We start from the raw sequence: 14423 nt of genomic DNA, 5'->3' as shown, positions 1-14423 counted from the left end.
AGGCGGTTACAATCCGGCTGCCTATTTAACTGGAAATGATGGCGTGTGGATCATGGCTATCCTCAACACGGCGGAAAAAGCGTTACCCGCAGGCCTGCGCGCGAAGCTCTCGCCGCTGGGAGCGAAAATCGCCGTCCTCGTTTCCGCAAGGGATGATGTCTCCCGCGCCCAGCGCATGGCGTTGGTTGCCTTTGCGGTGCGCATCGTCAGCGCCGGCATCGCCTTCATCTCCCAGATCATCCTGGCGCGCCTCATGGGCGAGTTCGAATACGGCCTCTTCGCCTTTGTCTGGGTTCTGGTGATCCTGTTCGGCAATCTGTCCTGCCTCGGTTTCCACACCACTGTCATCCGCTTTTTACCCGGCTACCGGCTTGAGGACGCCCATGACAAGATCATGGGGCTGACATCGACGGCACGCATCTTTGCCATGCTGTCCGCCAGCACGCTGGCGCTTTGCGGCTTTGTTTTCCTGTATTTCTTCGGTGAGCGTATCGCCGCCTATTATCTCATTCCCGTTGCACTGGCGCTTTTCACCCTGCCGATGGTGGCGCTTGGTGATGTGCTGAACGGCACTGCGCGCGCCAATGGCTGGGCAATATCAGCCCTCAGCCCCACCTATATCGTTCGCCCGGTGCTGATATTGCTGTTCATGCTGGTGGCGATCGGGCTTGGCGCGGAAAAAACCGCGACAACGGCGATGCTCACCGCGCTTCTCGCCACCTATGTCACCACGCTGTTCCATTTCGCTTTCCTCAACCGACGGCTTAACCGGAATTTCCGCAGCGTCGCCCGGCGGATCCATTTCAGCCACTGGATGCGGTTTGCCTTTCCCGTGTTCCTGATTGACGGTATCGGCTTCCTGATGACCAATTCGGATGTGGTGATCGTCGGTCTCTATCTGCCACCGGATCAGGTCGGCATTTATTTTGCGGCGGCGAAAACCATCGTGTTGATGCAATTCGTATTTTTCTCCGTGCAGGCGGCCGCAGCCCCGCGTCTGGCCGCCCTGATTTCCGCCAATGACCGGCAAGAGCTGGCCGGTTTCGCCAGCCAGGCGGCGCGCTGGGCCTTCTGGCCGTCGCTTGCCGTCGGTTGCGTCGTGCTTCTGGCCGGCCCATTCCTGCTCTCTCTGTTCGGCCCCGGTTTCGTTCAGGGTTATCAGCTGATGTTCTTCCTCTTTGCCGGTTTTCTCGCCAAAGCACTGATCGGTCCGGGGGAAACGCTGCTCAACATGGCCGGCAAACAAAAATTGTGCGTGGCACTTTATATTATCATCTTCGGTTGTAATATTGCACTCAACATGTTGCTCATTCCGGTCTATGGTCTGGCAGGGGCTGCGGCAGCGGTTGCAATAGCCATGTGCATAGAAGCTGTGTTACTGCATGTAGCCATTCGCCGCACACTCGGGATCGTCCTTTTTGCCTTCAACGATCCCCGGGCGGGTCAAGACACTGGGAAGGCGGTGTAACGATAAGCATGTCCAGCGACCCAAAAAATCCGGATTTTCAGGACCCGCGCATCGCGGCGCTGATGGCGTCGGCGGAGCGTGACCGTCCCGTGGCGGACAGCAGCCGGCGCGTGGGACGCGACGGCCGTGAATTTTGCATTTATCCGGGCCAGCTCGGTTATGACATGCAGGAGGAACTCGACTTCCTGTCCAACCGCGTCATGGAGGCGAATGTCTTCTTCACCGGTCGGCTCCTTGCTCCCGCCATGCCGCGCATCGACGACAAGTCCGTGCGTTTCGCCCTCATCCGCGATGAGAACGGCGCCAGAAGCCGCATGCGCTTTCTGATGCCCTTTACCGTTGAAAAGCCGGGCTTTTCCATCGGGCCTTCCATTCTGCGCGGATGGGCCAATCCGTTCGGTCCGCTCGGCACGCCGCTGGTCGATACCGAGGGGGCTGCGGAAACGCTCGACAATCTTTTCGACGCGCTTTCCGACCGGGAAATGCGGCTGCCGAATGTGCTCGTGCTGCCGGATGTGCGGCTTGAAGGACCTTTCGCCCGCATGTTCAGGGCGATCGCGCTCAGCCGCAACCTGCCGGTGACGACGACGGGCAATTACCAGCGGCCGATGCTGGAAAGCCTCCTGGATGGCGAGGCCTATCTGCGCAATTCGCTTGCGCCGCACCATCAGCGGGAAATGCGCCGCCAATGGCGTCAGCTCGAAAAACTTGGGGCCATCTCCTACACCGTGACCCGCCAGCCGAAGGACATACGTTACCGGATGGAGGAATTCCTGGCGCTTGAGGCAAGCGGCTGGAAAGGCCGCAAGCGCACGGCGCTGGTGAACGACCGTTACCGTGCCGCCTTTGCCCGCGAGGCGATCACCAATCTGGCCGAAGCGGATGCCGTGCGTATCCACACCATCGATCTCAACGGCGCGGCGATCGCATCCATGATCGTTTTCTTGACGGCCGGCGAGGCCTATACGTGGAAGACAGCCTTTGACGAGAATTATGCGCAGTTTTCGCCCGGCAAATTGCTGGTGCAGAAACTGACCGACTGGCATTTGGACGATGCCAACATTCTACGCAGCGACAGCTGTGCGGTGCCCGATCATCCGATCATGAGCCGTTTCTGGCAGGAACGGCAGGAAATGGGCACATTGGTTGTCGGGCTGACACATAACAGCGACCGGGACGTACGGCAGGTTTCCACGCAGGTGGATATGTACCGTAACACCCGCAACCTCGCCCGCAGCCTGCGTCAGAAAATCCTCTCCTTCGGACGCAAGGGCAATTAATCGCGAAGGACGCCGAGGGCGTCCTTCGGATTACTGTCGTGGCAAGACCTGCGTCAGCGTGACGCCGTCCTGATCATCTTGCACAATTGCGTCAGCGCGGCATCATATCCGCCGCCCAGAATATCGGCGCAACGGCGGGCGAGCCTGATCTGCTCGGTTCGCGACATGTCATTATAGGCCTGAACGGCGTTGCGCATCGCGCCAGGTGACATCGTGCCCGGGTTGCCGGGATTGGACGGATTTCCCGGGCTTCCAGGATTTCCCGGATTTCCGGTGGAACCCGAACCGCCAATACCGACACCAACCCCAAGGCCAAGACCACTCGATCCGCCTACATTGGCCCCGACATTGGCATTGATGCCGTTGGAGCCGCCAACCGAAGCGTCTACACCGGCGCTGACGCCGCTGGAACCACCGACGGATGCGTTGACATCCGCATTGACCCCGTTGCTACCGCCGACAGACGCATTGACATCCGCGCCCAAACCGCCGCCGCTTCGACCGCCAACGTCGGCACTGGCATTGACACCATTGCTGCCGCCAACGGAAGCATCGACACCAAGCCCACCGCTGCCATTGCCGCCGACACTGGCATTCACCCCGTTTTCGCCGCCGATCCCGATATCCAGCGCATGTGCGTTGACGGGCAAGATAAGGCATGCAGACAGTAATAAATTGCGAGAAAGCGCCCTCATAATTTCCTCCCTATGAGTTCTGGCTATTCCCGCCCCGCGTGGAAATTCCACGCTGGCATCATAATTCAATTAGTAATTGCGTATATTCTAATTTGTTAGAGGTATCTAATATTACGTTAATGCTGCAACCGCAGGTGTATCAATACGGGACCCACGAACCCCTCCCTTCCTTCACTACCGGGCCAGAACAGGAAGGAAATAGCCGCCACAAACACGCGCAAATAAGAAGGATAAATCAGCTTTGGGGTTGCACGCATGGCCTTGGCCGTGATAGACGCCGTGGCATTACCACCGTTGCCCCAATGGCGGAATTGGTAGACGCGCCGCACTCAAAATGCGGTTCCGCAAGGAGTGCTGGTTCGATCCCGGCTTGGGGTACCATTTCCAAAATCGGCATTGATTTTATTCTTTTTTATCCGGGATTTCCCGATATCCCTTCGACCATGGCATGGCGGCCCGCATCCTCACGAAACTTTGCTTGTCCGCCCCGGGTTTATTAGCAGGCTTTCATTTGCCAGACGCTTCGGACTGAATTAGACGAATCCCGTAACACACCGTTGAGCGGCGACTTAATTTCGCCATCACGCCCGCCTTTTTGAAAGCCCGTCCGGGATATCTGCTTCTTCGCGAAGTTTGGGGAAAACATCATGGCCAATGCGACCACCGCCGACAACAGCCGCACGCTCGCCGCTCTCGGCGTCACGGCGGGAATGATCTTCACCGTCGGCTCCGCCCTCGGTTTCCAGCATATTGGCGGTTATACACCGTGCGCCTTGTGCCTGCTGCAGCGCGACCCCTATTATTACGCCATTCCGCTGGGCATATTGGCCGTTGCGACCAGCGTCTTCAAACTGCCGGTTCAGATCACGCGGCTGCTTCTTGCCTTGATCGGCGTGGCGATGCTGATCGGCACCGGGCTTGGTGTTTATCATGCCGGTGTGGAATGGGGTTTCTGGGAAGGCCCGATCACCTGCGCCACCGGCGCGCCGTCCATCACCACCAATGCCGGCGATCTTTTGGGCAACCTGAACGCCATCAAGGCGCCTTCCTGCAATGACGCCGCACTTCGGGTGCTCGGTCTTTCTTTCGCGGGCTGGAACGTCATCGCAAGCATTGCGCTTGCGGCCATCGCCTTTTTTGGCGCGAGTCGTAAAAGCCGGTAAGCGGAAAACCGCGTGCAGTCCTGATGATCAGGGCTGCAGCTCGGTATCCCAGTAAAGATAGTCCATCCAGCTTTCGTGCAGATAGTTGGGCGGGAACAACCGCCCATTATTGTGCAAATCCTGAACTGTCGGCTGGAAGGGCTTCTGCGCCGGGAACATGCCCGCCTGTTTGGGAAGCTTGCTGCCTTTTCTAAGATTACAGGGAGAGCACGCCGCCACGACATTGTGCCACGTGGTTTCACCGCCATGCGCGCGGGGGATCACGTGGTCGAAGGTCAATTCGTCCCGCGTGCCGCAATATTGGCATTCGAACTTGTCCCGAAGGAAAACGTTGAAGCGCGTGAAGGCGGGGTTGCGGGTGGGCTGCACATAGGTCTTGAGGCTGACGACGCTCGGCAGCCGCATGGAAAAGCTGGGGGACGATACCGCGTGATCATATTCCGCGATGATGTTCACACGGTCTAGAAAGACAGCCTTGATCGCGTCCTGCCAGGACCACAACGACAAGGGGTAATAACTCAGTGGCCTGTAGTCTGCGTTCAGAACGAGCGCCGGCAGGGCCTGTGGTGAAACTGCAATCGTCAAGGGCTTCTCCTGAGCGATTCGGCATCTGCACATGTATATTAGGTCCGTTGTTACAGGATTGTGAAGCCTATAAATGCAGCGGAGAAGAGCTTAATTTTTCAGCGGGAAAAAGGCTCTTTTATGTTCCTGAAGACCGGGCGACAGTCCGCCCGACGGCTTGCCGCCTGACAACCGCGTGAACAGCGATTCGCCGCTCCCGGTCACAAATCGGTCTCACGCTTGTTGCGCCATTGGTGATATGATTATCGCGATCGAGAAAGCGGCGCGCACATCCCGTTCGGACACCTATCGGTCGCTCCACCAGCAGGAGGAAAGCGCATGGTCTCGCGCAGGCATCATCCACCGGCAGCGTTGCGAACCGGACTGGCAACCGGCCTGTTTGTCCTTACGATCAGTCTGGCCGCATTGGCCCATGCGCAGCAATATCAGAATTTCGAAGTCACCCCGGATGGTCGCGGTGGTGCGCAGGGCACGATCGGCGGCCGCAATTTTGAAATCGAACGCAACTATGACCGGCCGCCGACAAACCGCCGCTCATCATCAGACGCGCGGCGCGACTATAGAAGCCCCGCGCCGCAACAAACATGCCTTACAGACACCGAGGGCAGAACCCGCTGCAATTGAACGCCACTGCGCCGATCTTCCGGTCGGCTTCCTCCACCGGCAACAAAATTCGATTTCACTAAAAAGCAATCTATCGACTTAAACGGCCTGCAAGAAAGGGCCGGTATGTTCAGGCACAGATAAAACAACTGTGCAGGGGCAGGGGCAGGGACATGGCGAAGAGAACAGGCCGTCTTGTAAAGACTTTGGCAGTCGCCGTCGGCATGGCGGCAAGCATCGCGACGGCGGCATCGGCCGTTCAGCTTGGTGGTCTCGCCAAGAACCCGGTTACAGCGCGGCCCGGCCAGTTCATGTCAACAAGCCGTCCCACCATCGCGCCCATCGCCTTTGCCAAATTCTGCGACAATGCCGCCGACCAGTGCGTCCGCATTGGCGATCGTGATACGATCGAGCTGACGAAACAGAAGCGCACGGAACTGCAGCGCATCAACTCCGAGATCAACACCGCGATCGTCTATGTCGGCGAGCTGGAGGGGCAAGATGAGTGGAAGCTCAATCCGGCAAGCGGCGACTGCGACGACTACGCCGTGACCAAGCGACAACGCCTGCTGCGGGCGGGCTGGCCATCGGGTGCGCTTCGCATCGCCACAGCCCGCACCCCGAACGGTATCGGCCATGCGGTTCTGGTCGTCAGCACGACCCAGGGTGATCTGGTGCTGGACAACCGCACCAATGTCGTCAAGCCGTGGAAAGCGGTGGATCTGAAATGGATCAAGATACAGTCGCACGAAAACCCGCGCGTCTGGCTGAAGCTCTAGAACGTCTTCAGCAAAACTGCGCGTCCCCTCGTTTCGCGAGACCAGACGCGCGCTCGACCGGCAATTTAAGGCGTCATATCTTTCGAATCTGAAAGAGGCTATGCTGTCCTCTCATATCGAAGCGTCCTCGACTGGAAAAACGCCACCGACACGGCGCTTCAGAGGACCATTTACAGAGACCTGAACCTCCTAACGGCCTAGCCTCAGGAGGCCGTACGGCCGCCACAGTCAACACGCTTGACCTTGTAGCGGAGAGACAGTATCGGCAGCTATGCCCAAGGTGCTCAACTGGATTCGCGGTCGTAAACAGCCAGCCCCCCGTGACGACCGGAGGCGCCGCAGGCTGGACCTTGGCGACAAGCCCGCCTCCTTTCCGATCTATGCCATTGGTGATGTGCACGGTTGTCTCAACCTGCTTTTACAGGCGGAACAGAAAATCCTTGCGGATCTGGCTCCTGACCCCTCTCCCGCTCTGGTCGTTCTCGTCGGGGACTATGTCGACCGCGGACAGAATTCCTGTGGTGTCATAGACCATCTTCTGCAGCCGCCGCCGGCGCCACTGCGCCGTATCGCGCTCTGTGGCAATCACGAGCAGCTGTTCAGCGACTTTCTCGAAAACCCGCAGGACAACATGCACTGGCTGGATTTCGGCGGCCGGCAGACACTGTTGTCCTATGGCGTCGATATCGATTATTTCATGCACAAGGGCCGCTTGCGGCTTCAGCCTTTCAGGGATGCATTGATCGGCGCGATTCCGCTGACCCACCGCCAGCTTTTATCCAGCCTGCCGGTCTATGCCCGCATCGGACCTTATATTTTCGTGCATGCCGGCTTCCGGCCGGGACTGCCACTGGATACGCAGACCGATGAGGACATGTTGTGGATCAGGGAGCCGTTCCTGTCGCAGGGAGCCGGTCTCGACCTCCTTGTCATTCATGGCCACACGCCTGCCCCGGAACCGCAGACCGGCCCGCAACGGATCGGTATCGACACCGGCGCCTTCACGACGGGCAAGCTAACGATCCTGAAGCTTTCAGATGCCGGCCCGCAATTGATTGTCTGACTCGGTCACCGGCAGACCATAAATCAACGGGCCTCAAAATCTCGATCTTCGGCCTTTCGAGCAATCAATCCCGTTTGAAGTCCAGAATATTGCCAAGCGCCGCCATTTGCTGGCGTTTCCATTCAACGGCGTCGCTGAACGCCCTGTCTCCCAGTTCCCATCGCTGCTGCTGGCTGGAGGCAAGCAACAGGACCGCATTGGCAAAACCCTGATGGTCATCATCATCGACGACGATCACGCCGTTGCGATAGTGCTCCGAAAGGCCCCTCGCGCCTGTTTGGGTGCTCACCGTTGGAACACCTGCCGCCAGAGCGTCGAGCAGTTTTATGTTGATGCCCGTGCCCAGCGTAATCGGATTGATCGACAGCGGCGCGCGCGAAAAAGCATCTTTCAGATTATCGACACGACCAAGCTTGAGAACGCCTTCCCTGTCTTCGATCCTGTTGCATATGCTGCCCGCCAAAACCAGCCGGATATCCGGCCGCGCAGCCCTGATCAAAGGCAAGACATTCTGAAGGAAGCCGTTGAGGGAAATGGCATTGGCATCATTGCCGGAACCGAGAAATAGAAAATCGTCCGACGTAAAGTCTTCCACTCGTTGATTGAGATCGAGAATATGGCTGACGGTCGTAACGGTCGGCCTTTCATTTCCGAGCAGCTGCCTGAATATCCGCTCTTCTTCTTCCTGGATGGAAAGAACGACATCGGCGCGACGAAAGGCCTTGCGTTCCGCCTTCGGCGGAACCGAGAACCAGTATCCATATTTGTTGGCGGTCTTAACGAACGCCCTGTGACGATCAGCAAAGGAGTCGTGCGTATCGAGAATGCGAAGCACATTCGCCGGCAGCCCCCTGAACGCCCGTGAATGAAATGCATATTCCACGATGACCGCATCGACCCCCAGCCGGCGCTGAACATCCCGTATCTGCCGGCCTATTTCCGGATAATAAAATTCATCGAGGTAATTGTAGAACCCTCTGTCGCGGCCAAGTACTCGGTAAATCTTCCGAACCGCCCGAAATACGGTCAATCCAACTTCGAAAGCCGGGTCCTCGGCAAACCGCTCATTCAGGCTGTCCCGCTTTCGGGACACAAAATGCAGATGGCCGGACCCGAATTCAACCTCATGAGCGGCGGGATCGAAATCGTCTATTATCGGAGTATCGATATAAACGAAATGCACGTCATGGCCGAGCGACCGCACCGCGCGGGTGAGTTGCAATATCCTGCTGCGATTGCCGGCATTTGCAGGTACAGCGGGAATGGCTGAGACGAAAGCGACCCTCATATCGATATCTCAAGGTCGACCGGAGAATACGTCAAACAGCTGGAAGTTCTTTTGCGAAAGCGCAAGAACTTCTGGCAGTTTCCTCTTCACCTTTTCACCGACGTCATCCACTCGGTCGACAAAATCGATCAAGGCGCGCTTGATGCCGTCTTCAGTGTAAAAGGCAGCCGGCGAAAGAAGATCGTCTACTGGCAGATCAAAATGCTGATACAGCCCCTCGAACTTTCCCTGATAAGCGATACATATGACAGGGACACCTTTGCCGAGTGCGGCAATTGCAAGATGCATGCGGCCACTGACGAGGCCGTCAAGTTGCCCCGCAACACCCTTCAGAAACGGCGCAGCCCATTCGCCATCCAGATATCGAACCCTGTCACCCAGTGCTGCGGGCATAAGCCCGGCAATGGCCTTCAGGCATACCTGATCGCCGAAGCCCTCGCGGTAATCATGCGGGATAAGCAGCCAGCATACCGGCCTTTCATCGGCAACAGATTGCAGGGCTTCCGCCCCGCGCCTGACGATTGTCTCAATCTGTAAGCGATCGGCATTTTTGAACAGCATGGGATGCAGATTGAAACCCATCACCCTGTATCCTTCGGCACGCTTTCGCGCGATCCATGAACTTGTGCTCTCATCAGGCTCGGATGGGACGAGGCTGAACGCGGAATCGGCAACGAGTGCCGCATTGGTCTTTGCAAAGGACTTCAGGCGATCAAGAGAAACGGCATCGCGCACATTGAGCGAAACTGCCGGGTGAAGAGAGCGATAAAACATGGCCAGAGCGGGATGCGGCTTGTCATTGAAACTGAAACCAAGGATCACGCTGCTGATCCCGGCGGCGGCAGCGAGGTCAGCGCTGGCAAGAAGTTTTGCACTCATCAGCGGTTGATAGTACCCGTCCATGACATCAGCGCCGATGACGACAACGCAATCATAGTTTCGTGCCGAGAACTGCTCCACCAAGGCCCCTATGAAATCGGCCCTGCCGAAGATATCGACAGGAGAAAAACCCCGCTGAAAAACGGGACCGATGAATTCGGATCCTTCGACAAGAATATCCACTTCCACATTCGGATTGCTTGAACGCGCTTGTTGCAGCGTGGCCGTGATCATCGCGTCATCACCAACCGAACCTAAAACGGTCACGGGGTCTCCGGTCACGATCAGAAGCCGTTTCGGCCGATCGCCGGCGTTGACAGGCCTTATCCGGCGCTTTTGTTCCTGCAGGTCGTTAAAGAATTGCCGAAGCGCAATATCCCTGTTGCGCCGCTCATTATACGCCACCAGCCTTTGACGCAGCGGGGTCGGCAGCAGTCTTTTTATCAGCTTGCGCATTTGCCTTCCTTTCGAGAGAAGATTTTGCCCGTGACAAGCCTGACGACACGCCTGGCCTCATTCCTTGCGGTCAGGGCCATGAGCAGAAGATATGCAAGGGCGAATATGGACCCGAGGAGCATTCCCGATATGAACTCCCCCGCCCCCAGAGCTTTGACTTCAGGGCGCATCCACTGCACCAGAAGAAAGCAGAAGGCGCAGGAGGCAAAGCTGGGCAGAAGCAGGAGAAATATCTTGAGAAGCCGAACCCCAAGCTCACGTGCGACATAAAAAAACGTGAACGGCGTGGAGGTCAGCTGCCCGAAAACATAAAGAATGACCATTGCCCCGATACTGTCCGCAGGGACCAACAGAATGAGGAGAATGGTCGAAATCGCCTTCACGCTTCCGGCAATCAACACCCTGTCCGGTCTTCCCCGCGCGGAGAGAAAAGGCCCGTTCTGAAACTGAACGCATTGCAATGCGCCGAGGAGAAGAAGCGGCTGCGCAACCTCGTCCGCCCCCTGCCAGCGGGCGCCAAACAATACGCTGCATATTTCCGGCGCCAATGCTGCCGAAAGCACGAAGATGGGAGTCGAAACAATCGCCGATATCGTGATCGACTGTTTATATAGTTCCGCCATGCGCTCTCGCTCATGCGATATGCGCGAAAGGACCGTCAACGAGACGTCATAAAGTGCCGCCTGAAGCAACTGCATCAGAAGCTGATAGAGGCGGCTGCCAACGGTATAGAGCCCGAAGAGAGCCACGCCGTAATGTCCGAGGATCATGACATCGATCAGACGGGTGGAGCCAAAGTCAACGATGCGCAGACCCAGAGCGGATGAACCGAACCGAAGCAGCTGGATAAATGTGTCGGGCTTCAGCGTCGTTCCTGGAAGCCAGTAGGGTTTTCGCCAGAGCCAGATCAACGTGACGATGGTTGCAACATAACCCTGAACGACGAGGCTCCAGACACCAAGCCCCGCGATCGCGAATATAATCGCTGCGCCGCCACCGAGAATGTTGGAAATGAAAGTCCTGATCGCCAGAGGCTTGAAGGCAAGCGCCCGCCGATAATTTAATTCCTGAAAGAGGGAAGCCGTGTTTAACGGCAGCAACAGGCAAACCGCAATGATGATCGGCGCGAGCCCCTCAACCTCGAACCAGCTTTCCAGCCTCGGAGACAGCAGCCAGACAGCAACCACAAACACCGTCGCGACGGCCACCGACACGTAAAATGGCAGGTTGATGTCACTCGGCTCAAGATTGCGCTTCTGCACGATGGCGTCGGCAAATCCGAATTCGGAGACCAGCTGAATCAACATCAGAACCAGCCCTGCCGCCGCAACCATGCCGTAATCGGTGGGACTAAGAAAACGGGCAAGAACAATGAAAAGAACCGAGGTAAAGAGCTTTCCACCCCAGTTCTGGACGATGGACCAAAAAATACCTCTGATAGCGGCGCTGCCTATGGAATTGGATTCCGACATCAGTTGACCACCAGTTTCAAAGCTGGCCGCGACCAAACGGCCTTCATCAGGATCAGAAAACGATCGGAGCTCCAGATGAGAAGACGGGCTTTACCCATACTGTCTTCCGCCACCGTTTTCCTCGAAGAGTATCTGGCGGCGGACAAATCCATTGCCCGCCTGTAATCCGCGTTCCCGGCAATTCACCAGAACCCCAGTGTTGAGGTTTCAGGCTCTCCTGAATTGCCGTTTCCAAGTGTCGATTGCCTCCACCGGCAACTTTATCGGCGGTGGCTCGCTGCCGGCAATCCAGTTCGACATGCTGTCGAAATCCTTGCGGTCCATGGTCGGCAGACCGGTATCCTTGGAAATTTCCGTAGCTCGATTATCGACTTTGACGATCAGGGCGCGGCGGAATTTCTGCATTGCGCGGATACCACCATGCAGGCGCGTCCCGACGAAATCCACATCCTCATTGTCAAGAAAGTGGTTATAGGCGGCGAGCGTCGGATCGATAAACTTCAGCCCGGAAATATTCATGGAAGCCAGATAGGCCGCATCTTCACGCTGCTGCGGCCAGAAATAGACGGTGTCGTAACGATCCTTCAGAATTTCAATCATCTTTTTGTCCTCCTCCTGGCGATTGAGGTAGAAGGTCAGCGTTGTAACAACGGAAGAGGCCTTGGCAGTGGGAATGGACTTGCAATGGTCCGGATCAAGCCCCCACATGGTCGGGCAAGAGGTGTTCAGAACCTTTTTGCCGAGGGACCTGAGTTTTTCGGCGGTGTAATTGTCGCGCACCGCATGCGTGAATTCATCCGACAGAATTTTTTTCAGAATCCAGCGCGAATAGGCGTTCGGCTGTTTCATGTAGTTCATCCAGCCGCAGCCGAGCAGAACAGTCTCCCGGAAGGCGAAGGCATCCCACGGCAGCAACTTCCACAACACGCGGGCCTCCATGTTCGATGCGAGAATATTGGTGCCGGCAACAAAGGCAGCTTCGCTCTTGCGCAGCAGCGACTTCGAGACGTTCGTCATATATTCATGGGTCGCCACATGATAGGGATAAGCTTGAGGAACAACCTCAAGCAGCACATCCTTGACGGCATCGAGAATGATCTGATCGCCGAGATTGTCCGAGGCTACGGTTGTATCGAGAATGGTAATCGTCTTCATTGGAACCTCGTCCTGAAATTAAGTCGTTCTGCAATTTCATTTTCGTGAAAAAAGCGCCCTGGCCTCTTTGAGCACCCCCCTTATGTCCCCGGGCATCGTGACAAAAAGCAGAGCCGGATAGATCACCGCCCCTGCCGAGACCAGCAGGCATAGTGTTACCGGTTTGGAGAAACGTTCGCCCATCATCCAGTAGAGACCGCTAACCAGAACAGCCATGGTGAAGGCCGCGATGAGCGGCAACATGCAGGTGCGAAGCGTACCGCCTATCGAAATGCCGGCGCTGTTTCGGACGCTGACCAAAGCGACCGGCCACGTCAGATAGGCCCTTACGACATGAGCAAGAGTAACCGGCAGCAAGCCGAAAGGCGCAGCGGCAAGACCGAGCCCACAGCCGATAACGACCTGCAGAAACGACAGATACAGGGTTTTACCGCCCTGCCGGATGGCGGTCAGAAGCGGCCAGACGAAGGAATTAGCGACAAACGGCAGAGCCGTCAGACATAATAATTGCGTGACCGGTGCGGCGGCGGCCCAGTTTTCGCCGAAGGTAACGGGAATAAGAACCGGCGCCGTGGCCGCAAGGCCAAGGAAACACGGGAAAGCAATGATGCCCGACAGCCGGATAAAGCCGAAATAGGCATTTTCGAGGGATTTGTTCTCGGCATTGATGCGTGCATAACTCGTCAACGCTACCGATGTCAGGGGAATGACGGCCAGCTGACTGACGAGATCAATGCACCGCCATGACAACCGGATATACCCCACGGCCGCGGTCGAGAGAAAAGTTGCGGCGATAAGCTCCTGCAGGCGGACATTGAGGCCCATCAGGAAGTTTGCCGCAAAGATGCGCGACCCGAAACTCCACTGATCCGCCACATAGGCTCTGACGAAACGCGGACGCGGAATCCAGCCGCAGGCAATCCAGTTCATACAAGTCGTCACAACACTGGCGATCAGCCTCTGCACGACCATTGCCCATACGCCCCAACCATTCAGGGCCAGAGCGATTGCGATCACACCGGCGAGAAAATTGGACAGGAGCGCACGCATGGCAAGCTTGCGAAACGCGAACTCACGCTGCAGGCGGGCTTCATGGATGGTGCCAGCGCCCATGATGAAGAGAACGGTGGAGAGCGCCATCAAGACCGGGCTGAGTTCCGCAATTCCGAACAGCCCCGCGAGAAACGGCGCCGCCAGCGAAAGCAAGGCGCACAACACGGCTCCCCACAAAAGTGAAAACCAGAAAGCCGTGTCCGCATAGTCTTCGTCCAGCTCCGGTCGCTGCAACACCGCCTCCGGCAATCCGCCGCGGGCGATGACGAGGATGATATCCACGAAAACCGTTGCGATGGCGACAAGTCCAAACTCGTCCGGCGTCAGCAGGCGCGCCAGAATGAGGAAGACGACGAAAGACAGAAAGACGTTGCCATAACCGCCGACCGCACTCCACAGGGCGCTCGTGACCGAGCGCCTTTCAAGACGGGGAGCGTTTTCGTCCAACTTCAACATCTGCAAAACCCGGAAACACGGGATGGCG

13 protein-coding genes and 1 tRNA gene are annotated in these 14423 nt (G+C 57.1%); 7 read left to right on the top strand and 7 right to left on the bottom strand.

The genetic code is table 11. The annotated features are described in order from the left end of the window. Positions 1–52: 52 nt before the first annotated feature. Both uppV and JZX89_RS05605 read left to right on the top strand, forming a co-directional pair. Positions 53–1468, top strand: a complete 1416-nt coding sequence (gene uppV, locus JZX89_RS05610; protein ID WP_207133346.1) for a Wzx-type polysaccharide biosynthesis protein UppV — start codon at positions 53–55, stop codon at positions 1466–1468. Between the two features lie 8 nt (positions 1469–1476). After that, the gene (locus JZX89_RS05605; protein WP_149899378.1) at positions 1477–2748 is read left to right on the top strand and encodes a GNAT family N-acetyltransferase; all 1272 of its coding nucleotides are present in this window, start codon (positions 1477–1479) and stop codon (positions 2746–2748) included. Between the two features lie 53 nt (positions 2749–2801). Here JZX89_RS05605 and uppQ read toward each other — a convergent pair whose 3' ends face one another. Further along, positions 2802–3443: a polysaccharide biosynthesis GNAT family N-acetyltransferase UppQ gene (uppQ, locus tag JZX89_RS05600; protein ID WP_149899379.1), complete on the bottom strand. Its 642-nt coding sequence runs from the start codon at positions 3441–3443 to the stop codon at positions 2802–2804. Between the two features lie 296 nt (positions 3444–3739). On the opposite strand from uppQ, the gene JZX89_RS05595 reads away from it, so the two are divergent. Next, positions 3740–3824, top strand: a tRNA-Leu gene (locus JZX89_RS05595). 266 nt (positions 3825–4090) lie between these two features. Further along, positions 4091–4606, top strand: a complete 516-nt coding sequence (locus JZX89_RS05590) for a disulfide bond formation protein B (RefSeq protein WP_207133345.1) — start codon at positions 4091–4093, stop codon at positions 4604–4606. A 27-nt stretch (positions 4607–4633) separates the two neighbouring features. On the opposite strand, the gene JZX89_RS05585 is transcribed toward JZX89_RS05590, so the two are convergent. After that, on the bottom strand, positions 4634–5191 hold the full coding sequence (locus JZX89_RS05585) for an HNH endonuclease (protein ID WP_080813864.1): 558 nt from the start codon (positions 5189–5191) through the stop codon (positions 4634–4636). A gap of 318 nt (positions 5192–5509) precedes the next feature. Between JZX89_RS05585 and JZX89_RS05580 the strand changes: the two genes are divergently transcribed. From JZX89_RS05580 to JZX89_RS05570, 3 genes are all read left to right on the top strand, one after another. Further along, complete coding sequence (locus JZX89_RS05580) at positions 5510–5815, top strand: hypothetical protein (protein WP_207133344.1); 306 nt, start codon at positions 5510–5512, stop codon at positions 5813–5815. Between the two features lie 152 nt (positions 5816–5967). Next, entirely contained in the window at positions 5968–6573 is a 606-nt protein-coding gene (locus JZX89_RS05575) for a transglutaminase-like cysteine peptidase (protein WP_207133343.1), read from the top strand. Between the two features lie 271 nt (positions 6574–6844). Next, a complete protein-coding gene (locus JZX89_RS05570; RefSeq protein ID WP_149899382.1) occupies positions 6845–7636 on the top strand; it encodes a metallophosphoesterase family protein in 792 nt (263 codons plus the stop codon). Between the two features lie 64 nt (positions 7637–7700). On the opposite strand, the gene JZX89_RS05565 is transcribed toward JZX89_RS05570, so the two are convergent. From JZX89_RS05565 to JZX89_RS05545, 5 genes are all read right to left on the bottom strand, one after another. Continuing rightward, positions 7701–8924 carry a glycosyltransferase family 4 protein gene (locus JZX89_RS05565; RefSeq protein WP_153514524.1) on the bottom strand — a complete coding sequence of 408 codons (1224 nt, stop codon included), beginning with the start codon at positions 8922–8924 and terminating at the stop codon, positions 7701–7703. Positions 8925–8933: 9 nt separating this feature from the next. Next, positions 8934–10259, bottom strand: coding sequence for a polysaccharide pyruvyl transferase family protein (locus JZX89_RS05560; protein WP_207133342.1), 1326 nt, complete (start codon positions 10257–10259; stop codon positions 8934–8936). Continuing rightward, positions 10247–11731, bottom strand: coding sequence for a lipopolysaccharide biosynthesis protein (locus tag JZX89_RS05555; protein ID WP_153514522.1), 1485 nt, complete (start codon positions 11729–11731; stop codon positions 10247–10249). Before JZX89_RS05555 ends, JZX89_RS05560 begins: the two co-directional genes overlap by 13 nt. Positions 11732–11938: 207 nt before the next feature. Continuing rightward, the gene (locus JZX89_RS05550) at positions 11939–12886 is read right to left on the bottom strand and encodes a polysaccharide pyruvyl transferase family protein (protein WP_153514521.1); all 948 of its coding nucleotides are present in this window, start codon (positions 12884–12886) and stop codon (positions 11939–11941) included. A gap of 36 nt (positions 12887–12922) precedes the next feature. After that, positions 12923–14395, bottom strand: coding sequence for a lipopolysaccharide biosynthesis protein (locus JZX89_RS05545; RefSeq protein ID WP_153514520.1), 1473 nt, complete (start codon positions 14393–14395; stop codon positions 12923–12925). Positions 14396–14423: the final 28 nt, after the last annotated feature.

The sequence above is a fragment of the Agrobacterium burrii genome (genome assembly GCF_017313405.1).
GTDB lineage: Bacteria > Pseudomonadota > Alphaproteobacteria > Rhizobiales > Rhizobiaceae > Agrobacterium > Agrobacterium burrii.
This window is presented reverse-complemented; position numbering and strand designations above follow the sequence as displayed.

Excerpts from the sequence above, each read along its gene's own strand:
- uppV (WP_207133346.1), top strand. The coding sequence starts at position 53 with ATGGCTATCCTCAACACGGCGGAAAAAGCGTTACCCGCAGGCCTGCGC.
- JZX89_RS05605 (WP_149899378.1), top strand. The coding sequence starts at position 1,477 with ATGTCCAGCGACCCAAAAAATCCGGATTTTCAGGACCCGCGCATCGCG.
- uppQ (WP_149899379.1), bottom strand. The coding sequence starts at position 3,443 with ATGAGGGCGCTTTCTCGCAATTTATTACTGTCTGCATGCCTTATCTTG.
- JZX89_RS05590 (WP_207133345.1), top strand. The coding sequence starts at position 4,091 with ATGGCCAATGCGACCACCGCCGACAACAGCCGCACGCTCGCCGCTCTC.
- JZX89_RS05580 (WP_207133344.1), top strand. The coding sequence starts at position 5,510 with ATGGTCTCGCGCAGGCATCATCCACCGGCAGCGTTGCGAACCGGACTG.
- JZX89_RS05575 (WP_207133343.1), top strand. The coding sequence starts at position 5,968 with ATGGCGAAGAGAACAGGCCGTCTTGTAAAGACTTTGGCAGTCGCCGTC.
- JZX89_RS05570 (WP_149899382.1), top strand. The coding sequence starts at position 6,845 with ATGCCCAAGGTGCTCAACTGGATTCGCGGTCGTAAACAGCCAGCCCCC.
- JZX89_RS05565 (WP_153514524.1), bottom strand. The coding sequence starts at position 8,924 with ATGAGGGTCGCTTTCGTCTCAGCCATTCCCGCTGTACCTGCAAATGCC.
- JZX89_RS05560 (WP_207133342.1), bottom strand. The coding sequence starts at position 10,259 with ATGCGCAAGCTGATAAAAAGACTGCTGCCGACCCCGCTGCGTCAAAGG.
- JZX89_RS05555 (WP_153514522.1), bottom strand. The coding sequence starts at position 11,731 with ATGTCGGAATCCAATTCCATAGGCAGCGCCGCTATCAGAGGTATTTTT.
- JZX89_RS05550 (WP_153514521.1), bottom strand. The coding sequence starts at position 12,886 with ATGAAGACGATTACCATTCTCGATACAACCGTAGCCTCGGACAATCTC.
- JZX89_RS05545 (WP_153514520.1), bottom strand. The coding sequence starts at position 14,395 with ATGTTGAAGTTGGACGAAAACGCTCCCCGTCTTGAAAGGCGCTCGGTC.